This is a genomic window from Cellulomonas sp. P2_B4, from assembly GCF_056404795.1.
On record NZ_JBFUDI010000004.1, the window covers coordinates 1 to 22,047 of the forward strand.

General features: G+C 72.2%; 27 protein-coding genes and 1 pseudogene. 13 read left to right on the forward strand and 15 right to left on the reverse strand.

The features are described 5' to 3' along the window. From AC1DZC_RS07785 to AC1DZC_RS07795, 3 genes and pseudogenes are all read right to left on the reverse strand, one after another. Positions 1-181, reverse strand: a pseudogene (locus tag AC1DZC_RS07785) (hypothetical protein); the annotation flags it as partial. Positions 182-294: 113 nt separating this feature from the next. Continuing rightward, positions 295-1,110 (reverse strand): hypothetical protein, encoded by an 816-nt coding sequence (locus AC1DZC_RS07790; RefSeq protein ID WP_477042846.1) that lies wholly within the window; start codon positions 1,108-1,110, stop codon positions 295-297. Beyond that, a complete protein-coding gene (locus AC1DZC_RS07795; protein WP_477043053.1) occupies positions 1,107-1,679 on the reverse strand; it encodes a DUF1684 domain-containing protein in 573 nt (190 codons plus the stop codon). The genes AC1DZC_RS07790 and AC1DZC_RS07795 overlap by 4 nt, the downstream gene beginning before the upstream one ends. A 220-nt stretch (positions 1,680-1,899) precedes the next feature. Between AC1DZC_RS07795 and AC1DZC_RS07800 the strand changes: the two genes are divergently transcribed. Further along, a complete protein-coding gene (locus AC1DZC_RS07800) occupies positions 1,900-2,811 on the forward strand; it encodes an LLM class F420-dependent oxidoreductase (protein ID WP_477042847.1) in 912 nt (303 codons plus the stop codon). Here the strand turns inward: AC1DZC_RS07800 and AC1DZC_RS07805 are convergent. From AC1DZC_RS07805 to AC1DZC_RS07820, 4 genes are all read right to left on the reverse strand, one after another. Beyond that, a complete protein-coding gene (locus AC1DZC_RS07805) occupies positions 2,808-4,079 on the reverse strand; it encodes a glycosyltransferase 87 family protein (protein WP_477042848.1) in 1,272 nt (423 codons plus the stop codon). The genes AC1DZC_RS07800 and AC1DZC_RS07805 overlap by 4 nt on opposite strands. Positions 4,080-4,181: 102 nt before the next feature. Continuing rightward, positions 4,182-4,805 carry a LytR C-terminal domain-containing protein gene (locus AC1DZC_RS07810; RefSeq protein ID WP_477042849.1) on the reverse strand — a complete coding sequence of 208 codons (624 nt, stop codon included), beginning with the start codon at positions 4,803-4,805 and terminating at the stop codon, positions 4,182-4,184. Further along, positions 4,802-5,128, reverse strand: coding sequence for a type II toxin-antitoxin system VapB family antitoxin (locus AC1DZC_RS07815; RefSeq protein WP_477038535.1), 327 nt, complete (start codon positions 5,126-5,128; stop codon positions 4,802-4,804). The genes AC1DZC_RS07810 and AC1DZC_RS07815 overlap by 4 nt, the downstream gene beginning before the upstream one ends. Positions 5,129-5,178: 50 nt before the next feature. Continuing rightward, positions 5,179-5,619, reverse strand: a complete 441-nt coding sequence (locus tag AC1DZC_RS07820; RefSeq protein WP_477038534.1) for a hypothetical protein — start codon at positions 5,617-5,619, stop codon at positions 5,179-5,181. Between the two features lie 219 nt (positions 5,620-5,838). Here AC1DZC_RS07820 and AC1DZC_RS07825 point away from each other — a divergent pair, with 219 nt between their 5' ends. Together AC1DZC_RS07825 and AC1DZC_RS07830 are read left to right on the forward strand one after the other, a co-directional pair. Beyond that, positions 5,839-8,313: a DUF4118 domain-containing protein gene (locus tag AC1DZC_RS07825; RefSeq protein WP_477042850.1), complete on the forward strand. Its 2,475-nt coding sequence runs from the start codon at positions 5,839-5,841 to the stop codon at positions 8,311-8,313. Beyond that, entirely contained in the window at positions 8,310-8,987 is a 678-nt protein-coding gene (locus tag AC1DZC_RS07830; protein WP_477042851.1) for a response regulator, read from the forward strand. The genes AC1DZC_RS07825 and AC1DZC_RS07830 overlap by 4 nt, the downstream gene beginning before the upstream one ends. Positions 8,988-9,088: 101 nt before the next feature. On the opposite strand, the gene AC1DZC_RS07835 is transcribed toward AC1DZC_RS07830, so the two are convergent. Together AC1DZC_RS07835 and AC1DZC_RS07840 are read right to left on the reverse strand one after the other, a co-directional pair. Then, positions 9,089-10,162, reverse strand: a complete 1,074-nt coding sequence (locus AC1DZC_RS07835; RefSeq protein WP_477038531.1) for a fatty acid desaturase family protein — start codon at positions 10,160-10,162, stop codon at positions 9,089-9,091. A gap of 133 nt (positions 10,163-10,295) precedes the next feature. Then, on the reverse strand, positions 10,296-10,499 hold the full coding sequence (locus AC1DZC_RS07840; protein ID WP_028049733.1) for a cold-shock protein: 204 nt from the start codon (positions 10,497-10,499) through the stop codon (positions 10,296-10,298). A 280-nt stretch (positions 10,500-10,779) separates the two neighbouring features. Here AC1DZC_RS07840 and AC1DZC_RS07845 point away from each other — a divergent pair, with 280 nt between their 5' ends. After that, on the forward strand, positions 10,780-11,196 hold the full coding sequence (locus AC1DZC_RS07845; RefSeq protein ID WP_477038530.1) for a YchJ family protein: 417 nt from the start codon (positions 10,780-10,782) through the stop codon (positions 11,194-11,196). Between the two features lie 10 nt (positions 11,197-11,206). On the opposite strand, the gene AC1DZC_RS07850 is transcribed toward AC1DZC_RS07845, so the two are convergent. Beyond that, entirely contained in the window at positions 11,207-11,773 is a 567-nt protein-coding gene (locus tag AC1DZC_RS07850) for a TetR/AcrR family transcriptional regulator (RefSeq protein ID WP_477038529.1), read from the reverse strand. A 13-nt stretch (positions 11,774-11,786) separates the two neighbouring features. After that, positions 11,787-13,010, reverse strand: a complete 1,224-nt coding sequence (locus AC1DZC_RS07855) for an MFS transporter (RefSeq protein ID WP_477042852.1) — start codon at positions 13,008-13,010, stop codon at positions 11,787-11,789. Positions 13,011-13,149: 139 nt separating this feature from the next. Here AC1DZC_RS07855 and AC1DZC_RS07860 point away from each other — a divergent pair, with 139 nt between their 5' ends. Next, positions 13,150-13,809, forward strand: a complete 660-nt coding sequence (locus AC1DZC_RS07860; RefSeq protein ID WP_477038527.1) for a hypothetical protein — start codon at positions 13,150-13,152, stop codon at positions 13,807-13,809. A gap of 16 nt (positions 13,810-13,825) precedes the next feature. Here AC1DZC_RS07860 and AC1DZC_RS07865 read toward each other — a convergent pair whose 3' ends face one another. After that, the gene (locus AC1DZC_RS07865; RefSeq protein WP_477038526.1) at positions 13,826-14,254 is read right to left on the reverse strand and encodes a hypothetical protein; all 429 of its coding nucleotides are present in this window, start codon (positions 14,252-14,254) and stop codon (positions 13,826-13,828) included. Between the two features lie 113 nt (positions 14,255-14,367). Between AC1DZC_RS07865 and AC1DZC_RS07870 the strand changes: the two genes are divergently transcribed. Then, positions 14,368-15,876 carry an ATP-dependent DNA ligase gene (locus AC1DZC_RS07870; protein WP_477042853.1) on the forward strand — a complete coding sequence of 503 codons (1,509 nt, stop codon included), beginning with the start codon at positions 14,368-14,370 and terminating at the stop codon, positions 15,874-15,876. 48 nt (positions 15,877-15,924) lie between these two features. On the opposite strand, the gene AC1DZC_RS07875 is transcribed toward AC1DZC_RS07870, so the two are convergent. Continuing rightward, positions 15,925-16,134: a hypothetical protein gene (locus tag AC1DZC_RS07875; RefSeq protein ID WP_477042854.1), complete on the reverse strand. Its 210-nt coding sequence runs from the start codon at positions 16,132-16,134 to the stop codon at positions 15,925-15,927. A gap of 74 nt (positions 16,135-16,208) precedes the next feature. Here AC1DZC_RS07875 and AC1DZC_RS07880 point away from each other — a divergent pair, with 74 nt between their 5' ends. The 5 genes from AC1DZC_RS07880 (at position 16,209) to AC1DZC_RS07900 (ending at position 20,346) form a co-directional block, all read left to right on the forward strand. Further along, positions 16,209-16,490 carry an ATP dependent DNA ligase gene (locus AC1DZC_RS07880; RefSeq protein WP_477042855.1) on the forward strand — a complete coding sequence of 94 codons (282 nt, stop codon included), beginning with the start codon at positions 16,209-16,211 and terminating at the stop codon, positions 16,488-16,490. A gap of 246 nt (positions 16,491-16,736) precedes the next feature. Then, complete coding sequence (locus AC1DZC_RS07885) at positions 16,737-18,140, forward strand: DUF2252 domain-containing protein (protein WP_477042856.1); 1,404 nt, start codon at positions 16,737-16,739, stop codon at positions 18,138-18,140. Positions 18,141-18,152: 12 nt separating this feature from the next. Then, positions 18,153-18,479, forward strand: a complete 327-nt coding sequence (locus tag AC1DZC_RS07890) for a hypothetical protein (protein WP_477042857.1) — start codon at positions 18,153-18,155, stop codon at positions 18,477-18,479. 50 nt (positions 18,480-18,529) lie between these two features. Continuing rightward, positions 18,530-19,147, forward strand: a complete 618-nt coding sequence (locus AC1DZC_RS07895; protein WP_477042858.1) for a hypothetical protein — start codon at positions 18,530-18,532, stop codon at positions 19,145-19,147. Then, positions 19,144-20,346: a BaiN/RdsA family NAD(P)/FAD-dependent oxidoreductase gene (locus tag AC1DZC_RS07900; protein WP_477042859.1), complete on the forward strand. Its 1,203-nt coding sequence runs from the start codon at positions 19,144-19,146 to the stop codon at positions 20,344-20,346. The genes AC1DZC_RS07895 and AC1DZC_RS07900 overlap by 4 nt, the downstream gene beginning before the upstream one ends. On the opposite strand, the gene AC1DZC_RS07905 is transcribed toward AC1DZC_RS07900, so the two are convergent. Next, positions 20,343-20,765 carry a ScoMcrA-related endonuclease gene (locus AC1DZC_RS07905; protein ID WP_477042860.1) on the reverse strand — a complete coding sequence of 141 codons (423 nt, stop codon included), beginning with the start codon at positions 20,763-20,765 and terminating at the stop codon, positions 20,343-20,345. The genes AC1DZC_RS07900 and AC1DZC_RS07905 overlap by 4 nt on opposite strands. Positions 20,766-20,841: 76 nt before the next feature. On the opposite strand from AC1DZC_RS07905, the gene AC1DZC_RS07910 reads away from it, so the two are divergent. Then, the gene (locus AC1DZC_RS07910; RefSeq protein ID WP_477042861.1) at positions 20,842-21,690 is read left to right on the forward strand and encodes a GNAT family N-acetyltransferase; all 849 of its coding nucleotides are present in this window, start codon (positions 20,842-20,844) and stop codon (positions 21,688-21,690) included. Here the strand turns inward: AC1DZC_RS07910 and AC1DZC_RS07915 are convergent. Continuing rightward, a complete protein-coding gene (locus AC1DZC_RS07915; RefSeq protein ID WP_477042862.1) occupies positions 21,687-21,893 on the reverse strand; it encodes a hypothetical protein in 207 nt (68 codons plus the stop codon). The two genes, AC1DZC_RS07910 and AC1DZC_RS07915, sit on opposite strands and share 4 nt — an antisense overlap. Here AC1DZC_RS07915 and AC1DZC_RS07920 point away from each other — a divergent pair. Then, positions 21,883-22,035 (forward strand): hypothetical protein, encoded by a 153-nt coding sequence (locus AC1DZC_RS07920; protein WP_477042863.1) that lies wholly within the window; start codon positions 21,883-21,885, stop codon positions 22,033-22,035. The genes AC1DZC_RS07915 and AC1DZC_RS07920 overlap by 11 nt on opposite strands. The last annotated feature ends 12 nt before the right edge of the window (positions 22,036-22,047 follow it).

Here is a 22,047-nt window from a genome sequence, read left to right on the forward strand (position 1 = left end):
CCCCGGCGGTCGTGGCCGCTGGCCCCGCCGTAGAGGTGGACTCCGCAGACGTGGGATCGGGCGCAGCCGAGGAGTTCGAAGCGGAGGCCGGGCTGGACCCGGACGCGGGGCTGGACGCCGACGTGAACCCAGGGTCGGAGGCGGACGCCGGGTCGGACGCGTCGGGTCGTGTCGTGCTCATTCGTCGCGCCTCCTGTTCGCCGGATCGATCCGTTCGAACAAGTGTACGATCGACCACCGACACGCGACCGGGCGTCGACGATGCCTGTGGACAGCGGCCTTGGGGACGAGGCGTCAGTCCAGGCCCAGCAGGCGGCGCCAGGCGCGGTGGTGCTCGACGGTCACGCCCTCGTAGCCGGGCAGCTCGCTGAAGGCGTCGCGAACCAAGGCCGTCTCGGTCTCGAGGGCCGCGGCTCCGACGGAGGCGAAGGTGTACTGCGGGCCGCCGGCGACCTCGGCGGTGTCGGTCTCGACGCCGACGGTGAAGGGCAGGCCCGCGGCAGAGGCGGCGACGACGGCGGGGCCGGCGAGCGAGACGATGCCGGAGGGGCCGTGGGCGTGGTTGGCGAACGCGACGACGGCCACGCGGGATGCGAGCGGCAGCACGGCGTCGAGGACGGTGCCGTCGCGGTACGGCTCGTGCGCGAGCCACCACGGCACGTCGACGCCGACGGCCACCGATGACCCGACGTGCGTCAGGAGCGCGATCCACTGGTCCAGCACCAGCTCGCGCGACGAGGTCCAGGCGGGCGTCGTCCACGGCTCGACGTCGAGCTGCACGCACGACGACATCCCGCCGGAACGCACCGCGGCGACCGCCCAGGTCGACGCCAGCGTCGGTCGGCCGAGCCACGACGGGTCCCCGCCGAGCGGCTCGACCTCCACGGACGCCTCACGCAGGGCCGAGCACGCGGACGCGAACCACGAGCCGACCGGTCCTTCGTCGGCGGCCCAGGGCGCCGAGAGGAAGACCCGGCCGAGGGACCGCGAGGCGCAGAACGACACCAGGCCCGACACCGAGGCCGGCTCGTACGCCCGCCCGCGGGCGTCGTCGGCCGGCAGCACGGGGTTGTCCCACGCCCACATCGAGGTGAGCGCGGACGCGGTCATGAGACTGACGAGGACGGAAAGGCGAGCTCGCCGACGGGCACCTCGACGGCGAGCGTGTTGGCGCGCGTGGCCAAGGGGCACGTCCAGGCGGGGTTGTAGGCGCAAGACGGGTTGTAGGCGAAGTTCAGGTCGACGACGAGCAGGGAACCGGCCATCCCGTGGTCGGCGCCCTTGACGGTGTCGAGCACGTACCGGCCGCCGCCGTAGGTCGAGGTGCCCGCCAGGGCGTCGCGCACCGGCACGAACAGCCCCCCGCCGTAGGTCTTCAGCGACCAGACGGCCAGCGACCCCAGCGACCCGAGCTCGACCGTCCCGATGCGCTCGAACGGCACGACGCCGTCGGTGGCCGTCGCGACGTCCATCCGCTGCTGGCCGGCGGGCTCGATGGCGACCTCGAACCGATAGGCGGGGTCGTACTGCGCCACGTCCAGGCCGGCGAACGACGCGGACGCGACGACGTCGAGCGGCGAGGCGGGGTGGGTGGCGAAGAGCTCGTCGCGCTGCTGCACCCAGACGGCGTGCGCCGCGGAGGGATCGGAGGCGGCGATCCGACGGACGTCGGCGTACATCTGCGCGACGCGGCGGCGCCAGTCGGCGATGGCCACAGGGTCGAAGGCCGAGGCGGGGGCTGTCACGAGAACCACGGTCGCACGTCGCACCCACGATCAGCGAACCAACGCCGAGCAGATGTGGGCGGGGCCCACATCTGCTGGGAGGCGGTGGGAGAGGTTCTCCACATGTCGGGACGCGCGGATGAAGCGAACCTGGTCGTGTGTGAGGCTGGAGCACATGGATCTCCGCATCTTCGTCGAGCCCCAGCAGGGCGCCTCCTACGACGACCAGCTGGCCGTCGCCAAAGCCACCGAGGAACTGGGCTTCGACGCCTTCTTCCGCTCCGACCACTACGTCCGGATGGGCGCCGGCGACCCGGACCCGGGTCCGACGGACTCCTGGACGACCCTCGCGGGCCTCGCACGCGAGACGAGCCGGATCAAGCTGGGCACGCTCGTCTCGTCGGCAACCTTCCGCCATCCGGGGATCCTCGCGATCCAGGTGGCGCAGGTGGACCAGATGTCCGGCGGCCGCGTGGAGCTGGGCCTCGGGGCGGGCTGGTTCGAGCGCGAGCACGCGGCGTACGGCATCCCGTTCCCGGAGAAGCGGTTCGGCCTGTTCGCGGAGCAGCTCGAGGTGATCACGGGCCTGTGGAACGCGAAGGAGCCCTACAGCTTCCACGGCGAGCACTACGACCTCACGGACTCGCCGGCGCTGCCCAAGCCGGCCCACGACATCCCGGTGATCATCGGCGGCAGCGGCTCGACCAAGACGCCCGCGCTGGCCGCGAAGTACGCCGCGGAGTTCAACCTCAACTTCCCCGCGCCGCACGAGGTCGAGGCCCGCGTGAAGGTGCTGCGTGCGGCGTGCGAGGCCGCCGGCCGGGACCCCGAGACCCTCACGTTCTCGGTCGCCAACGTCGTGTGCGCGGGTCGCGACGACGCGGAGGTGGCCCGTCGTGCGGCAGCCATCGGCCGGGACGTCACCGAGCTGCGTGCGAACGGCTTCGCCGGCACGCCGTCGGCGGTCGTCGACCGGATCGCCGACTTCCGCGAGCTGGGCGTCAACCGCGTGTACCTGCAGGTCCTGGACCTGCACGACCTGGACCACCTGGCGTTCATCGCGTCCGAGGTGGCCACTCAGCTCTAGGCGACGGCCAACGACGAGACCGGTGCCGGGACCGACGGGTCCGCACGAGGCGCCCGGATCAGCACGACCACCGTGTGCACGAGAAGCACGATGAGCGCGATGTTCCGGGCGGCGAGCACCAGGGTCGTGCCAGGGCCGCCGTTGATGACCTCGCCGTAGAACCACGGGAACACGATCTGCGTCGCGCCCGCGATCCCGAGCGTGGTCCAGGCGGTCACGTTCCACCCGGGCAGCCGCAGCGCGAGGGCGACGGTGACCGGCGGTGCGAGCCAGGTCATGTACTGCGGCGAGCCCACCTTGTTGAACACGAGCAGCACGAGGGTGATGAGCATGGCGCCGCGAATCAGCATCTCGGTGCGCGCCAGCCCGCCCGCCCACAGGGCCGCGCCGATCCGCTCGCGACGCCACCACAGCAGCAGCACCGCGAGGGCGAGGGTGACCGGCTGGAGGATGCCGAGGAGCGTCACGGCGACCGGTGTCCCGGGTCCGACGATCTCCCACGTGATGATCGGCTCGTTGAGGAACGGGTGGACCGCGGACGTGAACAGCCCGGCGAGGATCCACGGGGTCGCACCGGGCGACTCGATCTGCAGCCCGCGCTTGTCCTGCTCGGTGAGGAACGAGGCGATGTGCTCGACCCCGCCGCCCAGCGCGACGGCCCCGATGATCACGGCCGAGACCAGGGCGCCGGGCACGACGACGCTGCGCCACGGGCGTCGGACCGCGAAGAACATCGACAGCAGCAGCGCGCCGGGGGCGACCTTGACCCACGCGGCCGCGGTGAGCAGCGACGACGCGATGCGCGGGTGGTTCAGGGCGATGGCGAGCGCGACGATGATCACCGGCGCGACGACCGCGTCGAGCCGGCCCATCGCAATCGGGCCGAGCAGGAGCAGGAAGCCCAGCCACCACCACGCGCCGGTCGTCGTGCCCCGGCCGTGGGGGTCGGAGGGGCGCGGCACGCGCAGGAGGAACGCGACCGCGACCGCGTCGAGGACGATCACGAGCAGGGCCCACACGGTCGCGTAGTGCGAGTGGTCGCCCGTCCCACCCGCGGCCGCGGCCAGCATCGGCAGGATGGCGCCGGCCGGGTAGACCCAGTCGCCCGACAGCACCGGCCACTGGCCGTCGTGCAGGCCCAGCCACATCCAGTAGCGGTAGAGCTCGAGGTCCCAGAACGCCCGGTTCGGGATCCACACCAGGCCGACGAACGCCAGCCACACGTGCACCAGGCCGAAGGAGACCCAGACCGCGGGCTTGGACTGCATCAGCTGGCGCAGCGGGACCTCCCAGGACGTGACCCACAGGGCCGTGCGGTGCGGGATGCCAGGCTAGCCCGCCGGTCCGTGCCACGCGGACGAACCCGGAGGTCAGCCTGCGGGGGTGGGGGCCGGGGTGTCGGCGGGGGCGATGACGTCCGCGTACGGCGTGCAGCCCGCGGGGGCGACGAGCGGGACGGCGGGGTCGAGGCCGACCGCGTCGACGGGCTTGAGCTCGTCGAACTCCTCGCCGAGGGCGACGTTGACGGTCGCATCCTGGCCGGCGATGAGCAGCAGCGTCGCGCCGTCGAACTGCGCCAGGAGCGTGTAGGCCTGGGTGATCCCGTTGATGCCGAAGGTGATGCGCGCTACCCCGTCGTACCCGTCGACGTTGGACGTGGCACCGACGACGAACCCGCGCTGCTGGAGCGCCGTCGCGGTCGCGCCGGCGAGGCCGACGCGCGAGGTCGCGTTGTTGACGTTGACCGTGATCGCGGCGGCCGGGACCGGCAGCGCACCCTCGGGCGGGCACGGGAACGCCTTGAGGGCCTCGGTCGGCGAGGGGGCCTGCGCGATCGCGCGGTCCAGGCCGGGCAGGTCGAGGTTGCCGGTGTAGACGGCCGCAGCACCGAGCCCGACGAGCGCCAGGCCGGCGAGCAGCACGCCGAAGATCACGGCCTGCCGCTCGTGCATGTGGCGGCGGCGCAGCTGCCGGTTGCGGTCGAGGTCGCTCATGTCGCTGCCACGACGGGGACGGCGTCGCTCGGCAGGACGAGGACGCGCGCGTGCAGGACCGGACGCTGGTGCAGCGCGGCGCGCACGGCGCGGTGCAGCCCGTCCTCGAGGTACAGGACCCCGCGGTACTGGACCACGTGCGCGAACATGTCACCGTAGAAGGTGGAGTCCTCCGCGAGCAGCGCGTCGAGGTCCAGGGTGCGCTTGGTGGTCGTCAGCTCGTCGAGCCGTACCTGGCGCGGAGCGACCTCCGCCCACTGCTTGGCCGTGGTGAGGCCATGGTCCGGGTAGGGCCTGCCCTCGCCCACGGCCTTGAAGATCACTGGGGGAGTCTAAGCGGACAGGGGCCGACGAGTGTGACGGTCGCGCAGGATCACCCGCGCGCGAGCCGTCGCTGGGTCTCGACGAGCGCCGTGGCGTGCACCTTCTCGACCTCGTCGGACAGCCCCGTGTGCTCCCATGCGTGCGCCGTCAGCTCGAGCGCGAACGCGAGCCCGAGGTGGTAGTCGATCCACGGGTCGGGCTGCGGGCCGTCGCCGTGCGGGACGGGGATCGGCGGGTGCACCTCGTTGCCGCAGTAGTCGGACACCTCGATCGTGACGTCCCCCCGGACGGCGTGCTGGAAGCGGGCGAGCTCGACGAGCTCGAAGCCGGAGGCGATGCCGGACCGGAAGGCGGGCGGCAGCGGCTGCGGGTTGAGCGCGACCTCCTGGCCGTGCGTGTGGCCGTACGGGCCGAACGGGTTGCCGTACAGCTCGAAGATCTCGGGATGGTGCCGGCCGATGATGCCGATCACCGTGGTGCTGAGCGTCATGGTTCCCCCTGCGTCGTGTGGTGCTGTCACCGGTGAAGAGACATTTCCGGCGACGCAGATACAGGTTCCGGCCCGAGCCTCGGCGGCGTGATCGCGCCGTTCGTCGGCATTAAGCTCATCGACCTGGTCGTCGTTGCCTGCGGAACTGGATCTCGGAGTGCTCGGCGAACCGCGCGTCGACGTCCTGCGGCTGAACCGGGCGCTGCGGACAATGGGGTCGTGACCAGCGAAGGCCCGCGACGGGGTCGGCTCACCGTCTACCTCGGCGCGGCCCCCGGCGTGGGCAAGACCTACGCGATGCTCGACGAGGCCCACCGGCGGCTGTCCCGTGGGACGGATGTCGTCGTGGGGCTCGTCGAGACGCACGGCCGGCCCGCGACCGCGATCCAGCTGGAGGGGCTCGAGGTGCTGGACCGTCGCGTGCTGGTCCACCGCGACGCGGAGTTCACGGAGCTCTCCGTCGAGGCGGTGCTCGCCCGCGACCCCGACGTCGTCCTCGTCGACGAGCTCGCGCACACCAACGTGCCGGGCAGCACCCACGAGAAGCGCTGGCAGGACGTGCACCAGCTGCTTGCGGCCGGGATCGACGTGGTGACCACGGTGAACGTGCAGCACCTCGAGTCGCTGAACGACGAGGTCGAGGCGATCACGGGCGTCAAGCAGCGCGAGACCGTGCCCGACAGCGTGGTGCGCGACGCCGACCAGATCCAGCTCGTCGACCTCTCGCCCGAGGCCCTGCGGCGGCGGCTGGCGCACGGAAACGTGTATCGCGCCGAGCAGATCGACGCGTCGCTGACCCAGTACTTCCGCGTCGGCAACCTCACCGCGCTGCGCGAGCTGGCGCTGCTGTGGCTGGCCGACCGGGTGGACGATGCGCTCGCGGTCTACCGGCGCGACCACCGGATCGAGCAGCCCTGGCCGGCGCGCGAGCGGGTGGTCGTCGCCGTGACCGGGGGCGCCGAGGTGGACACGCTCGTGCGCCGCGGCGCCCGCATCGCCCAGCGGTCCGCCGGGTCCGAGCTGGTCGCGGTCCACGTGCTCGCCACGGACGGCCTGCCGAGCGCGCCGCCCGCGACCATCGCGGCCCAGCGGCGGCTGGTCGAGTCGCTCGGCGGCACGTTCCACACGGTGGTCGGCGAGAACGTCGCGACGGCCGTCGTCGACTTCGCGCGCGGGGTGAACGCCACGATGATCGTGGTCGGCGTCTCCCGGCGGAGTCGGCTGCGGGAGGCGTTCTCGTCGTCGAACGGCACCGAGATCGCCCGGCTGGCCGGTCAGATCGACGTGCACCTGGTGACGCACGAGCAGGCCAGGGCGGGCCGGCGCCGGCCGCGGCGCTCGTCGCTGTCGGGCGGCCGTCTGATCGCCGGCTGGTTGGCGGCGGTGGTCGGGCCGGTCCTGCTCACCGTCCTCCTGCGACAGCTGCGCGACGTCGTCAGCCTGCCCACCGACCTCATGCTCTTCCTCGCGCTCACGGTGCTGGTCGCACTGATCGGCGGTCTGTGGCCGGCCGTTGTCAGCGCGGTCGTCGGGTTCCTGCTGCTCAACTGGTTCTTCGTGCTGCCGACGGGCCGGCTCACCATCGAGCGGCCCGAGAACGCGCTCGCGCTGGTGGTGTTCGTCCTGGTCGCGGCCGGTGTCGCGTCCGTCGTCGACCTCGCCGCACGACGCACGGCCGAGGCGTTCCGGGCCCGCGCGGAGGCGTCTGCGCTCGCGGCCGTGTCGCGGTCGGTGCTCTCCGGGGAGGACACCGCGGCGGCGCTCGTGGCGCGGCTGCGAGAGACGTTCGGGCTGGACGCCGTGTCGCTGGTCGAGGACGGGTCCACCGTCCTGGCTGCCGACGGGCCGGCCCTCGACGTCGCGGACTCGCAGGTCGTCCTCACCGTCGACGAGCGGCGGGTGCTCCTGCTCTCCGGCCGCGTGCTGCCCGCCTCCGACCGGCGGGTGCTCGAGGCGTTCGCGTCGCAGGTCAGCATCGTGCTCGAGCACGAGCGCCTGAGCGCCGCGGCGGAGCAGGCGCGGGTGCTGGAGCAGGCCGACGCCACGCGGACCGCGCTCCTGGCGGCGGTCTCGCACGACCTGCGCACGCCGCTGGCCACCATCCGGGCGTCCGTCGACGGGCTCACCTCGCCGTCGCTGGAGCTCGACGAGACCGACCGCGCGGCCCTCGTCGGAACACTCGAGGAGTCCACCGCCCGGCTGGAGCGGCTGATCGACAACCTGCTCGACCTCTCGCGCCTGCAGACCGGAAGCGTCCGGCCGGTGCTGCGCGCGACGAGCCTCGACGAGATCGTGCCGTTCGCGGTCGAGGGCTACCCGGCGGGTCTCGTGCGGCTCGACGTGCCGGAGGACCTGCCCTTCGTGCAGACGGACCCCGGTCTGCTGGAGCGCGTCGTCGCCAACCTGGTGTCCAACGCGGTCCGGTACGCGCCCGGCTCGCCGGTGGTCGTCGGGGCGTCGGTGGTCGGGCGTGCGATGGTCGTGCGTGTGGTGGACAACGGGCCGGGCGTTCCCGACGCGCTCAAGGGCCGGCTCTTCGCGCCCTTCCAGCGGCTCGGCGACACCGCCGGTCCGGGCCTGGGCCTCGGGCTGGCGGTCGCGGACGGCCTGGCGACGGCGATCGGCGCCGACCTCGCCGCGGAGGACACGGTCGGCGGCGGGCTGACGATGCTCGTGACGGTCCCGCTCGCATGAAGGTCCTCGTGGTCGACGACGAGCCCGGGCTGGCGCACGCCCTCGCGATCACGCTGCGCGCCTCGGGCTGGTCCGTGGAGACCGCGTCCGACGGCGCCTCCGCCCTGCGCGCCGCGGCTGCCCAGACCCCCGACGTCCTGCTGCTCGACCTCGGCCTGCCGGACATGAGCGGCCTCGACGTCATCACGGCCGTCCGCGCCTGGAGCCGGATGCCGATCGTCGTCCTGTCCGCGCGCCAGCACGGCGAGGACAAGGTGGACGCCCTCGACGCAGGGGCCGACGACTACGTCACCAAGCCGTTCGCGATGAACGAGCTGCTCGCGCGCCTGCGTGCTGCCGTGCGGCGCGCCGCACCCGCCGCCGGGGAGGACGAGGCCGTGGTCACGGCCGGCTCGCTGACCATCGACCTCGCCCGCGCCCGCGTCCTGCGCGATGGCGAGGAGGTCCGCCTGACCCCGACGGAGTGGTCGATGCTCGAGGTGCTCGTCCGCAACCGGGGTCGCCTCGTCGGTCGTCGCCAGCTGCTGCAGGAGGTCTGGGGGCCGGGCTACTCCGACGAGACCCACTACCTGCGTGTCTACTCGGCCCAGCTGCGCCGCAAGCTCGAGGACGACCCGGCGCACCCGCGGCACATCCTCACGTCGCCCGGCCTGGGGTACACGTTCGAGGTCTGAGCCTGGATCGGGCCAGCCGGGCGACGCCCGCGACGGGACGACGAAGCCCCCGTCGCTCGCAGGCGGCGGGGGCTTCGTGACGGCTTGCGAAGGCCGGTGGATCAGGCGCGGTAGACGGCCGTGATCGGGCAGTTGAACGGGTCGCGGTCGGCGAGGCCCACGGTGTTCAGGTACTTCACGATGATCGCGTACGACTTGGGCAGCGACACCTGCATGTACGGGATGTTGTGCTCGCGGCAGTACGCCTGCACGATCGGCTTGGCGCGGCGCAGGGACGGCCGGGGCATCGACGGGAACAGGTGGTGCTCGACCTGGTGGTTGAGCCCGCCCATGAGCACGTCGACCCACTTGCCGCCGCCGATGTTGCGGCTGGTGAGCACCTGGCGGCGCAGGAAGTCGAGGCGCGAGTCCTTGGGGATCAGCGGCATGCCCTTGTGGTTCGGCGCGAACGAGGCGCCCATGTAGAACCCGAAGATGCCCATCTGGACGGCCAGGAAGACGAGCGCGATCGGCCAGGACATCACCAGGAACACCAGCGCCAGGCCGCCACCGAGGCGGATGGTCATCATGACGATCTCGGCGGCTCGGTGGTCCAGCTTCTCGCGCGACGACAGCCGCTTGACCGCGGCGACGTGCAGCGCCACGCCCTCGAGGAAGAGCAGCGGGAAGAAGAAGTAGCCCTGGTGGCGGATGAACCACTTGCTGAGCTTGCCGGTCTTCGCGGCAGCCTGGTCGGGCGTGAAGGCGAGGACCTCGAGGTCGATGTCGGGGTCGACGTCGATCTTGTTCGGGTTGGCGTGGTGGCGGGTGTGCTTGCGCTGCCACCAGCCGTGGCTCAAGCCGACGAACAGGTCGGCGAGCACGAGGGAGGTCCAGTTGTTCGCGCGTCCGTCGGCGAAGATCTGCCGGTGCGCTGCGTCGTGGCCCAGGAAGGCCACCTGCGTGAGGATGACGGCGGCGACGGCCGCGACGGCCACCTGCCACCAGGAGTCGCCGACCAGGATGATCGTCGCGACGAGGCCCAGCACGGCGAGCACGGCTGCCGACAGGCGCACGGCGTAGTGCGCGGGCCGGCGCTTCATGAGGCCGGCGGCCTGGACGGTGCGGGTCAGCTCGGTGAAGTCACTGACGGCACGGTCGCGCGGCCGCGTGGGTAGGGCTGTTGCAGAGCTCATGAGGGGTCCCCTCCATCGTGCGTGGCGCGCAGACGTACGTGTGGAACGACATCGTCGGGCGCACTTGCCGATGATGCGACGAGACCCCGACCGACAAGATCGGCCGGGGTCTCGTGCTCTGGAGCTATTCGGCTCAGAGAGGCGTGATGTTCGACGCCTGCGGGCCCTTCGGGCCCTGCGTGACCTCGAACTGAACCTTCTGGTTCTCCTCGAGCGTGCGGTAGCCGCTCGTCGTAATGGCCGAGTAGTGCGCGAAGACGTCGGGTCCGCCGTCCTCGGGGGCAATGAAGCCGAAGCCCTTCTCGGCGTTGAACCACTTCACGGTGCCAACAGGCATGATGCTCTCTTCTCTCACGTGCGGTATGGACAACCCCGTCTGACCGGGACCGGTGGTAGCGGTGTTCGTCGTCCTGCTCCGAGGTGATCCTCGAGAACGTTCTGCCGGGTCTCCCGCGGCTTTCTGACAAGCGATTCACTGCGACTACAGGGACAACCGTACGGCAACATGGCCCTGACCGGAACGCGAGCACTGTCTCGATCGTGAAACGGGACACCTTGCGTGGTGCGGCGAGCCTGTAGGTTCGCGCCCACGGAGCCCCCTCGACAAGGAGCTGACGATGGACGTGGACGACGACCGGTGCCCGTGCGGGTCGGGCGATGCGTTCGTCGACTGCTGCGGCCGCTACCTGCTGGAAGGCCGTCGCGCACCGACCGCGGAAGCCCTGATGAGGTCCCGCTACACGGGGTTCGCGACGCGTGACCGCGACTACCTGCTGGCCAGCTGGCACCCGAGCACCCGGCCCGACGAGCTCGAGCTGGACGAGCAGATGATCTGGCGCAGGCTCGACATCGTCTCGACGGATGCGGGCGGTCCCTGGGACGAGTCCGGGACGGTCGAGTTCGTGGCGCACTACCGGATCGACGACGGCACGGCGATCGGCCAGCGCGGACGCCTGCACGAGACCAGCCGGTTCGTCCGCGAGGACGGTCGCTGGCTGTACGTCGACGGTGGGTTCGACGCGATCGCTCAGTAGGCGCGATCGGTCACCCGACGGGGGCCGACGCGTCGAGCAGGACCGACGCCACCGCGCGCGCCTCGAACGCCGCCGACAGGTTCCGGTCCATCCGCACCGCCTGGCTCGTGCCGTCGTAGAGCAGGTGCAGCTGACGGGCGAGCAGCTCCGGGTCGGCGGCGCCGGCCTCGCGGGCCAGGTCCGTGAACAGGGAGCGGACCCAGGAGCGGTAGCTCGCGGTCGCGTGCACGACCAGGCCGTCCGAAGGGGCCTCGGCGGAGGCGAGGGCGAACGCGCACCCGCGGTAGGTGGGCTGCTGGACCATCTCGGCGAGCGCCTCGAAGACGGCGAGGATCCGGTCCTGGGGCGCGTCGTACGCGGACACGTGCCGCATGACGCGGTCGGTGATCCGCACCCGGCGACCCTCGAGGTAGGCCTCGACGAGCGCCTCCTTGGAGCCGAACGTGTTGTACAGCGACGCCTTGGCCACGCCGGCCTGCTCGATGACCCGGTCGATGCCGACGGTCTGCACGCCTACCCGGTAGAAGAGGTCGTCGGCGGCCTCGAGCAGCCGCTCGCGTGCTGTCGCCGTTGCCATGGCCACCATCCTTCTAGACCGACCTGTCCAGCGTACGACGCGGGATCAGCAGACCGACGAGCGCCACCAGGGCGAGCGCGATGACGAAGATCCCGTAGTCCCGGGCCGTGGCGAGCAGGTCTCCGCTGTGCACGACCACCACGCCGGCCAGGACCGCGGGGACGCCGAGCCCCAGGTAGGACACCACGTAGAGCAGCGACAGCACCCCGGCGCGCTCGTCGGGGTGCGTCTGCGGGACGATCAGCCGGATACCGCCCTGGAACCCGGCGCCGAACCCGACCCCGGCGATCCCGGTGCCGACGAACAGCAGGACCGGCGAGAGCACCGTGACGCCGACGAGCACGACGAGGACGCCGACGATCAGCGCGAGGATGCCGACGAGCAGCAGGAGCCGGGCCTCGACGTTGCGCAGGACCAGGACGGTCACGGCCGCGACGCCGGCCAGCACGAACAGCCCGAGGCCCGCGAGGCCGACGGAGTGCGAGCCGACGAGGGTGCTGATCAGGGCGGGTCCGAGCGAGCCGAAGAAGCCGGCGAGCGCCCAGACGGCGAACATCACGGGCAGTGCCGCGGTCGCCGCGCGGTGCAGGTGCCGGGGCAGCGAGAGGTGCGGTCGCGTGCTGGCCAGCGCGCCAGGAGTCCGCGGTGCCGTCTCGGGGATGCGCGCGACGAACAGCGCCTGGACCGCCAGGACCGCGACGACGACGAGGAAGATCAGGTGCTTCGGCGCGGGCAGGGTCGCGACGACGATCGAGGCGAGGATCGCGCCGAACGCGGTGCCGAAGCCCGGCGCGGCCGCGTTGGCCAACGTCCCCTTCTCGCGGTTCAGGTCGATCATCCACGCGCCGCCGGCAGCCACCGCTGCCCCCGTCGACAAGCCTCCGATCACGCGACCCACGAGCAGCTCGGGCACACCGTGGGCGGTCGCGAGGACGAGCATGGCCAGCGCCTGGACGGCGATCGCGGCGAGCACGACGGGTCGTCGACCCACGTGGTCGGACAGGCGGCCCAGGGTCAGGAGCGAGAGCAGGACCGCCACGGCGTAGGTGCCGAAGACGACGGTCGTGGTGATCGCCGAGAAGCCCCACTCGGCCTGGTAGATCGCGTAGAGCGGGGTGGGCGCGCTCGATGCCGCGAGGAACGCGACGAACACCGAGGCGATCACGGCGATGCCGGCACCACCGCTGAGACCGGCCCTCGTCTGGGGCGGCGCACCGAGCTGGATGGTCTGGGTCATGACGCCTCCCGGGTTTAGGTAGACCGGTCTGTCTAGTAGTTCGAAGGCGACATTAGACAGACCTGTCTATTCACGTCAAGAGGGCGACATAGGCCCGCGGGCATTGCGCGCGCCGGTCGGGTACCGAGATGCTCGGCCGGTGGCAGGTGACGCGAGCAACGATGACGGGTTCGGCCCCGGCGACGAGCAGGCCGCCCGGGACGCGGCGCGACGCACCCTGATCCGCAAGGACGCCCCCGACAACGAGGTCCCGGGCCTGGTCCGTGGACCGGCCGTGCTGCACCAGACCGCCGACTTCGCGTTCGCGCTGGCCGACACGAGGATCTACTCGGTCGGGCTGCAGTTCTGGTTCGGGCTCCGCAGCCGCAACCCGCAGGGGTTCGCGGGGCACGACATCGCGGCCGACTGGAGCACCCTGCTGATCGGCGTGGAGCTCGCCGACGGACGCCGCGCCATGTCCGCCGACCGCTGGTTCCAGCCGGGCGACGCACCGCAGGACGAGCCGACGATCGCGCGGCGCGGCGGCGTCGGGGCGGGCCGCAAGTTCGACGAGATCGTCTGGCTCACGCCAGCGCCGCCGCCCGGCGAGCTCGTCGTCGTGACGTCGTGCGAGGCGCTCGGCGTGCCCGAGACACGGCACGTCATCTCCGCCGAGGACATGGCCGCGGCGCGCGAGGCGATCATCGAGCTGTGGCCGTGGGAGCCCGTCCCCGAGCCCGAGGTGCGGCCCGCGCCGCTGCCGACGCTGCCGGCAGGCGGGTGGTTCGAGGAGACCGCGAGCCTGCTCGCGTTCGGCTGAAGAAGCCCGGCGGCCGTCAGACCCAGGTGCGGCGGACCGCCTCGACGATCTCGAGGTTGCCGTAGGTGACCGGGCTCGTCGCGCGGTCCTTGCTCGTGTACGGCGCCACGACGGAGAGGGCCGGACCTCCGTCGCGGTGCTCGATCGCCGCGCGGACGGCGTCACCCCCGTCGTAGGTGATGTCGGCGACGAACGCGACCGCGCGCACGTCGTCGCGGGCCGCAGCGCTGAGGTAGAGGCTGTCGAGGATCGTCTCCGGGGAGGACATCGCGTCGTCGGCGGGCTTGAGCGGCGCCAGCGTGCCGGAGTCGTCGATCAGCAGGCCGTAAGGGGCGAAGCCCTTGTTCTTGGTGAGCAGCGCCTGTGCGCTCTTCAGCGCCGCCGTGACCAGGCCGTCGAGGTCGTCCAGGACGGCGGCCGGCGTGGTGTCTCTCCAGGAAGCCATGCCGGAAAGCGTAACGGCGCCGCGGACTCGGGCCCGCGGCGCCCAGGTGGGAGGAGGGTCAGCCGCGCGTCGTCGCGCTCGTGGGTGTGGGTGGAGCGCGAGAGGATGCGGTCATGTTGTTCGCCGAGCTCGCCTCGACGTCGTCGTCGGTCGCTGCCACACGCTCGCGGTTGGCCAAGCGGGCGCTGCTGGCCGGTCTCCTGGCGCGGACGCCCGCCGACGACGTCGCCGTCGTGTCGCGGTACCTCGGTGGTGAGCTGCGGCAGCGCAGGACCGGGTTGGGGTGGAGGTCGCTCGCGTCGCTCCCGTCGCCGGCCTCGGAGCCGTCGCTGACCGTCGCCGACGTCGACCTCGCGTTCGAGCAGATGGCGTCCCTGTCCGGCCCGGGTTCCTCGACGGAACGGGGTGCGCTGGTCGTCTCGTTGTTCTCGGCCGCGACCGCCGACGAGCAGGCGATGCTGCGTGGCCTGGTGACCGGGGAGCTGCGGCAGGGGTCGCTGGACGCGCTGCTGCTCGAGGCGGTGGCCGAGGCTGCCGGGGTGCCCGCCGACACCGTTCGTCGCGCAGCGATGCTCGCGGGGGCGACCGAGCCGGTGGCCGTCGCGGCCTTGACCGCCGGTGATCCTCTGGGCGCGCTCGCGTCGTTCGGGCTCGTCGTCGGGCGGCCCGTGCGGCCGATGCTCGCGCAGTCCGCACCGGACGTCCCGGGCGCGTTCGACGCGCTGACGCCGCCGGTCGTCGTCGACACCAAGCTCGACGGGATCCGGATCCAGGTGCACAAGCGTGGCGACGAGGTCGGCGTCTTCACGCGGTCCCTCGACGACATCACCGCGCGGGTGCCGGAGATCGTCCAGGTCGTGCGTGGCCTGGCGTCCTCGTCCCTGGTGCTCGACGGGGAGGCGCTCGCGGTCGGCCCGGACGGGCGTCCGCGACCGTTCCAGGAGACCGCGTCCCGGTCCGCATCCGCGCCCAGCGACGTGGTCCTGACGCCGTTCTTCTTCGACTGCCTGCACGTGGACGGCGCGGACCTGCTGGACGCGCCGCTGCTGACCCGGTTGGCCGCCCTGGACGCCGTCGCCGGGCCGTGGGCGGTGCAGCGGCTGGTGACGGCGTCGGTCGACGAGGCCTCCGACCGCTTCCTCGAGGTCGTCGCCGCCGGCCAGGAGGGTGTCGTGGTGAAGTCGTCGACCGCGCCCTACGAGGCCGGCCGACGCGGCGCCGGCTGGGTCAAGGTCAAGCCCCGGCACACCCTCGACCTCGTCGTGCTCGCGGTCGAGTGGGGCTCGGGGCGTCGTCGCGGCTTCCTGTCCAACATCCACCTCGGCGCCCGCGACCCCGGCGGCGGGTTCGTCATGCTCGGCAAGACGTTCAAGGGGATGACCGACGAGATGCTCGCGTGGCAGACCGAGCGGTTCCGAGAACTGCAGGTTTCCGACGATGGCTGGGTCGTGCGCGTGCGTCCCGAGCAGGTCGTGGAAATTGCGTTCGACGGCCTGCAGCGCTCGACCCGCTACCCGGGTGGCGTTGCGCTGCGTTTTGCCCGCGTGCTGCGGTACCGCGACGACAAGGACGCCGCCGAGGTGGACACGATCGACACGGTCCGGGCGCTCTCTGCCGGCTGAGCGCCGGCCACAGATTGCGGGTCGTTTCTCTGACCTTCGTCGTCGCCGTCAGTACTCGAATCTGGTGCTTGCCTGTTCCTCGTTCAGGTGGCGCGGTGCGTGCGCACCAGCGGGGTCGGTCTCATACAGCCAGCCGCACTGTGGGCACCGCAGGAGGAGCGAACCTGTGGACTCGTTGCTCGCGACGCGCTCGACGTGCTCGAAGTAGATGTTGTCGTGGCTCGCGCAGTAGTCGCACCCTCGCTGTTCATCCGTCACCCGGCCATCCTTGCTGACGAGCCTCCGGGCGACGGAATGTTCAGTCACTACGTTGCATGCAAGACGTGCAAGGGATGACCGACGAGACACTCAGCGCTGCCGCCTGCTCCGTCGCGTCCCCGTCGTTCTCGCGTGGCAGACGGAACGGTTCCGAGCTGAAGACCGATGACAACGGATGGGTGGTGACGGTCCGCCCGGAGCAAGTGGTCGAGATCGCGTTCGACGGCCTGCAGCGCTCGTCGCGGTACCCGGGTGGCGTCGCGCTGCGGTTCGCCCGCGTCCTGCGCTACCGCGACGACAAGACCGCCGCAGAGGCCGACACAATCGAGACCGTGCGGGCGCTCGCCGCTGGCTGAGGCCGTTCTGACGCGTCGCCAGGACCCTGAGCAGGCGCCCCGAGGCCCCGGGAGCAGCGCTCGAACCAAGGCCCCGGGGGCGTCCTTCGAGGGTTACACATCGTGCGTTTCCGCCGGATTTCGGCGGCTCCCGCGGGCCGGTTCGTTCGCCCGATGTTCACCTTCGGCCCGGCGGGCGGTCGAGCGCCCGGCCGTGTGAGCGTTACCGTGCGAGGAGGCGGGGGTGTGGAGTCGAGGAGGCACGGGATGACGACCGGTCATGTGGTGCTGGCCAGCGCGGACAGCAGCGACTACGCGTCGCTTCGTCGTCGGCCCGCCACCCGTGAGGAGCGCTACGCGACGGGCCGGGCGCTGCGCGACTCGGTGCCGCGCTCGGCGCTCGGCGAGTGGGCGCCCGCGGACCGTGACCCCGTCGCGCAGATCGAGGAGAGCCACCAGGGGCGGCTCGACCGGCTGGTCCCCCTGCGCGTCGGACGCATGGCCGCTTCGCCGTACGGGTTCCTGCGCGGGTCCGCGGTCGTCATGGCCAACGACCTGGCGACCCTGCCCGCGACGGGTATCACCCCGGTGGTCTGCGGGGACGCGCACCTGGGCAACTTCGGGTTCTACGCCTCGCCGGAGCGCGACCTCGTCATCGACCTGAACGACTTCGACGAGGCCCACCCCGGCGCCTGGGAGTGGGACCTGCGGCGGCTCGTCGCCAGCATCTGGGTGGCGGGTCGGCAGAACAACGCGTCCGAGGAGGCGTGCCGTTCGGCAGTCCTCTCGTGCAGCGCGGCCTACCGCGACGAGATCCGGCGCCTCGCCGACCGGCCGCTGCTGGCCCGCTCGTTCGAGCGCCTGGACGTCGACCGCATCCACGAGCGCGCGCCGAACGGCACGCTCGCGGCCGAGATCGACCGCGCCGCCAAGCGCGCCCGCACGCGCACCAGCGACCGCGCGCTCCCCAAGTTCACGTCGTCCGACGGAGGACAGCGACGGATCGTCGAGCAGCCGCCGTTGATCACGCGGCTGCCGGACGCCGAGGGCGACGCCGTGGCCCAGGGGCTCGACGACTACCTCGCCACGCTGGCCCCGCACTGGCGGCGCGCGCTCGGCGGCTACACGCTCGTCGACGTCGCCCACAAGGTCGTCGGCGTCGGGTCGGTGGGCCTGCGTGCTTACATCGCGCTGCTCGAGGGCTCGAGTCCCGACGACGTCGTCTTCCTCCAGCTCAAGCAGGCGCGCCGGTCGGTCCTCGCCCAGCACGTGCACGGCGACAGCGCCTGGCACGCGCACCAGGGCCAGCGCGTGGTCGAGTACCAGCAGGCGCTGCAGACTGTCAGCGACCCCCTGCTGGGGTGGACGAACGTCGGCGGGCTGCAGTTCTACGTGCGCCAGTTCCGCAACATGAAGGGGACGGTCGCGCTCGACGCGATCGACGCCGCCGCGCTCGCGGACTACGCGGCCATCGTCGGACGGCTGCTGGCCAAGGGGCACGCACGCACCAGCGGCGCGTCGATGATCTCCGGGTACGCGGGCCGCTCCGACAAGCTCGACGTCGCGATGGCGCGCTTCGCGCTCGCGTACGCCGAGCAGACCGAGGCCGACCACGAGTCCCTGGTGCGGGCGGTGTCGTCCGGCCGGCTCCCGATCGAGCGCGGGGTCTGAGACGATCGGAGCGTGGCGCTCTTCGGGTCCGACCTGTTCCGACGACGGACACCCTGGTCCCTCGCCGACGCGGTCGAGCGACACCGGCTCACGCCGGACACGTTCCGCATCCCGAGCGACGAGGCGAAGGCCGCCCTGCGTGCCGGCGACCGGGTCAAGGTGATCGTCGAGCCGGACACGGGCATCCCGGAGCGGGTCTGGGTCACGGTGACGGCAGTCGACGGCCTCGTCGGAACCCTCGACAGCGACCCGGCCGAGCTGCACGGGCTGCGAGCGGGGGACGTGGTCCCGTTCGAGCTGCGACACGTCATCGCGATCGGGCGGGCACCGGGAGGATGATCCGCGTCGACCGGCGACGTGCCGACGACGCGAAGGGCTACGTTCGCCTTGTGACCAGGGGTGTCAGCGCCGACGAGTTCATGGCGCAGCTCCAGGCAGATCCCGAGTGGGTCGCGGCGAACTCGGAGCGGGAACGCGAGCACGACCGTCGTGCCGCTGAGCTCGCCCTCGCGGAGCAGCCGATCCTCCGCGACCTTCACGGAGTGGGAGTCGACGTGGGCTCGGTGTGGGAGCTCATCGACCCTGACATTCGCGAGCCCGTGTTCTCGATCCTGCTCGAGCACCTGCGCCGAGGGGGATATCCGGACCGCGTCACGGAGGGGGTCGCCCGAGCGCTCGGTTCGTCGTTGTCCCACTGGGAGATGCTCGTCGACCTCCTGGTCCACACACAGTCGGATGCCGCGGCGGAGGGGCTCGCGGCCTCGCTCTCCACGATCGGTCGACGGAAGCAGATCGACAGTCTCCGCATGCTGCTCGGGCGAGCGGAGCTCGGCCGCAACCGCATCTTCTTCGTGCGCCCGGTGCTGCGGTACGGGGGCCCCGCGGGTGTGGCCGAGATCGAGGCGCTCCATGACGACCCTGTCGTCGGAGTGGAAGCGACGCACGCCCTCCACCAGCGTCGACTTCGGCAGGCGGCACGCCAGCGACGCGCGGCCGCCCAGGCGTGAGCCCGATACGGACGGCGAGCGTGGTCGGGGGTGGGCCGGCCGGGCTCATCGCCGCCGAGGTGCTCGCCCGCGAGGGCGTGGCCGTCACGGTGTTCGACCGGATGCCGTCGCCCGCGCGCAAATTCCTGCTGGCCGGGCACGGCGGGCTGAACCTCACGCACTCCGAGGACCGCGCGCCGTTCCTGGCCCGGTACGGCGCCTCGGCCGACCGGCTCGCACCGATGCTCGAGGTGTTCGGGCCCGACGACCTGCGGTCGTGGTGCGACGGTCTGGGGGAGCCGACGATCGTCGGGTCGAGCGGGCGCGTGTTCCCCCAGTCGTTCCGCGCGACTCCCCTGGTCCGGGCCTGGCTCACGCGGCTGGCCGACCTCGGCGTGGTGATCGAGCGGCGGCAGCGGTGGACGGGCTGGGCGGGGACGGGGCTGTCGTTCCTGGGTCGCGACGATGCGACGGGCACCGTCGAAGCCGACGTGACCGTGTTCGCGCTCGGTGGCGCGTCGTGGCCGCGGCTCGGGTCGGACGGCGGATGGGTGGAGGCGTTCACCGAGCGGGGTGTCGAGGTGCACCGGTTCCGGCCCGCGAACGTCGGGGTGCGGGTCGGCTGGAGCGCGACGTTCGCCGACAGGTTCCACGGCACGCCCCTCAAGCACGTCGGCCTGACCGTCGGCGGGCAGCGGTCACGCGGCGACGCGATGGTCACGCGCACCGGACTGGAGGGCGGCCCCGTCTACGGGGTCGGTGCCGCCATCCGCGACGCGCTCGACGCCGGCACGTGCGTGGCGGAGGTCGACCTGCGGCCGTCCCTGACTCTGTCCGAGCTCACCGAGCGGCTCGCGCGACGGCGCCCCAAGGACTCCGTCTCCAACTGGTTGCGCCGCTCGATCGCGCTCGACCCCGTGTCGATCTCGCTGCTGCGCGAGACGACGGCGGCCATGCCGAACGACCCGGCGACGATGGCCGCGATGGTCAAGGCCGTGCCCGTGACCATCAGCGACACGATGCCGATCGCGAAGGCGATCTCGTCGGCGGGCGGTATCGCGTGGTCGGAGGTCGACGAGTCGCTCATGCTCCGGCGCATGCCGGGGACGTTCGTCGCGGGCGAGATGCTCGACTGGGAGGCGCCGACGGGCGGCTACCTGCTGCAGGCGTCGTTCGCGACCGGGGTCGTGGCCGCGCGAGGCGCACTGGAACGGCTCTAGCCGCAGTCGTCGCAGATGCCCGTGGCGGGCAGCGTCATCAGGCACGTGGGGCAGATCTGCGGCTCGGCCACGCGCGCGGCGGGGGTGCGCGTGCTGGTGCTCGTCGCGCGCGGGGTGCGCGTCCTGGTCGCGCGGACCGGCACCGGGCGCGGCGCGGAGACCGGTTCGCTCACCTCGAAGCCCCGCTTGCGCAGGATCTGGACCGCGTCCTGCATCCCGCCGTGGAACTCGTCGGACGTGGCGAGGCGTCCGGTGGCGTACCGGTGCGCGACGCCCAGGACGGCTCGCGCGTCGTAGCGGCCGCCCTCGTGGACCACCGCGTATGCGGGCGTCGGGGCGAAACCGTAGATGTCGAGGAACTCGTCTCCGCCCCGCTCGTCGTACTCGGCGATCGCCTGGAGGACGTTGTGTCTCGTCACGGAGGAGAAGGTTGCCACGGTGCCTCAGCCTACGTCGGAGCGGGCGGACTGGTCGGCCCGGTGTGAGGATCGGGGGATGCTGGGGTCACCGCGGGTCGAGGGTCTGGGCGAGGCGCTGGACGCCCTGCGGTCGTGGCAGCACGAGGGTGCGCCGATGCAGCTGCACCCGGGGGACGTCGGCTGGCTCTGGCGGTTCGGTGCGCCGGCCGTGGCCGACGCGGTGCGCACGTGGCGGCGCGGGGACCAGATCCTCGCCGTCGGGATGCTGGACGGACCGGACCTGCTGCGGATGACCGTGGCGCCCGAGGCGTTTCGCGACGAGGAGCTGGCGCGCACGATCGCCGCGGACATCATCGGCGGCGTCCTGCCGGCGGGGGAGGCGGCAGTCGAGGCCCCGCCCGGCGCCCTCGTCGACGAGGTGCTGGGAGAGCACGGTTGGAGCACCGGCGAACCCTGGACCCCGCTGCGTCGTGACCTCACCGAGCCCGTTCCCGAACCGGGACTGCGGATCGAGGGCGTCGGTCCCGACCTCGTCTCCGACCGCACCGCCGTGCAGCGTGCCGCGTTCGAGCAGTCGATCTTCACCGACGAGCGCTGGCACGCGATGGCGGCCGGTCCGGCGTACGCGGACGCCCGCTGCCTCGTCGCCTATGACGCGACGGATGCGGCAGTGGCGGCCGTGACGGTGTGGTCCGCCGGCCCGGGCCGGCCCGGACTGATCGAGCCGATGGGTGTCCACCGCGACCACCGCGGACGCGGCCACGGCACCGCGATCACCGTGGCCGCCGCTGCCGCCCTGCGGGCGATGGGCGCGTCGAGCGCGCTCGTCTGCACGCCTAGCTCGAACACCGGAGGCGTCGCCACCTACCGGGCCGCGGGCTTCGAGCCGCGACCGCAGGTGCGCGACCGCGTCCGCGGGGCTTAGGCGGCTTGCTCGAGGACCTCGTCGGCGCGCTCGGCGCTGCCCTCGGCGAGGCCGCGGTCGATCGAGCGGGTTGTGCTCACAGCTGACCTCAAGAGCGCGATGCCGATGCCCGATGCTGTGTCAGTGAGCCGAACGCCCCAGGTGCCGAGTGCTGCACGGTCGGGTTGGAGCGGCATCGGGTGTGGCTGCTTGGTGGTCGCCATCGCCCTGGCCCTCGTCATCGTGCTGATCACTTTCGTGCTGCCCAGGTTCGTCGTGCGCGGCGTGGCTGACGATGCCGTCGGCATGTCGTCGCCGTGCCACGCGGTTCTCGAGGCGACGCCGCTGGATATCCGGATCGCCTAGGCGGCAAGCGAA

Coding starts and splice junctions, on each gene's coding strand:
- AC1DZC_RS07855 (WP_477042852.1), bottom strand. CDS start 13,010: ATGACCCAGACCATCCAGCTCGGTGCGCCGCCCCAGACGAGGGCCGGT.
- AC1DZC_RS07915 (WP_477042862.1), bottom strand. CDS start 21,893: ATGGCGACCACCAAGCAGCCACACCCGATGCCGCTCCAACCCGACCGT.
- AC1DZC_RS07795 (WP_477043053.1), bottom strand. CDS start 1,679: ATGTACGCCGACGTCCGTCGGATCGCCGCCTCCGATCCCTCCGCGGCG.
- AC1DZC_RS07885 (WP_477042856.1), top strand. CDS start 16,737: ATGACGACCGGTCATGTGGTGCTGGCCAGCGCGGACAGCAGCGACTAC.
- AC1DZC_RS07805 (WP_477042848.1), bottom strand. CDS start 4,079: ATGCAGTCCAAGCCCGCGGTCTGGGTCTCCTTCGGCCTGGTGCACGTG.
- AC1DZC_RS07840 (WP_028049733.1), bottom strand. CDS start 10,499: ATGCCTGTTGGCACCGTGAAGTGGTTCAACGCCGAGAAGGGCTTCGGC.
- AC1DZC_RS07810 (WP_477042849.1), bottom strand. CDS start 4,805: ATGAGCGACCTCGACCGCAACCGGCAGCTGCGCCGCCGCCACATGCAC.
- AC1DZC_RS07910 (WP_477042861.1), top strand. CDS start 20,842: ATGCTGGGGTCACCGCGGGTCGAGGGTCTGGGCGAGGCGCTGGACGCC.
- AC1DZC_RS07865 (WP_477038526.1), bottom strand. CDS start 14,254: ATGGCTTCCTGGAGAGACACCACGCCGGCCGCCGTCCTGGACGACCTC.
- AC1DZC_RS07790 (WP_477042846.1), bottom strand. CDS start 1,110: ATGACCGCGTCCGCGCTCACCTCGATGTGGGCGTGGGACAACCCCGTG.
- AC1DZC_RS07800 (WP_477042847.1), top strand. CDS start 1,900: ATGGATCTCCGCATCTTCGTCGAGCCCCAGCAGGGCGCCTCCTACGAC.
- AC1DZC_RS07830 (WP_477042851.1), top strand. CDS start 8,310: ATGAAGGTCCTCGTGGTCGACGACGAGCCCGGGCTGGCGCACGCCCTC.
- AC1DZC_RS07870 (WP_477042853.1), top strand. CDS start 14,368: ATGTTGTTCGCCGAGCTCGCCTCGACGTCGTCGTCGGTCGCTGCCACA.
- AC1DZC_RS07835 (WP_477038531.1), bottom strand. CDS start 10,162: ATGAGCTCTGCAACAGCCCTACCCACGCGGCCGCGCGACCGTGCCGTC.
- AC1DZC_RS07820 (WP_477038534.1), bottom strand. CDS start 5,619: ATGACGCTCAGCACCACGGTGATCGGCATCATCGGCCGGCACCATCCC.
- AC1DZC_RS07845 (WP_477038530.1), top strand. CDS start 10,780: ATGGACGTGGACGACGACCGGTGCCCGTGCGGGTCGGGCGATGCGTTC.
- AC1DZC_RS07850 (WP_477038529.1), bottom strand. CDS start 11,773: ATGGCAACGGCGACAGCACGCGAGCGGCTGCTCGAGGCCGCCGACGAC.
- AC1DZC_RS07880 (WP_477042855.1), top strand. CDS start 16,209: ATGACCGACGAGACACTCAGCGCTGCCGCCTGCTCCGTCGCGTCCCCG.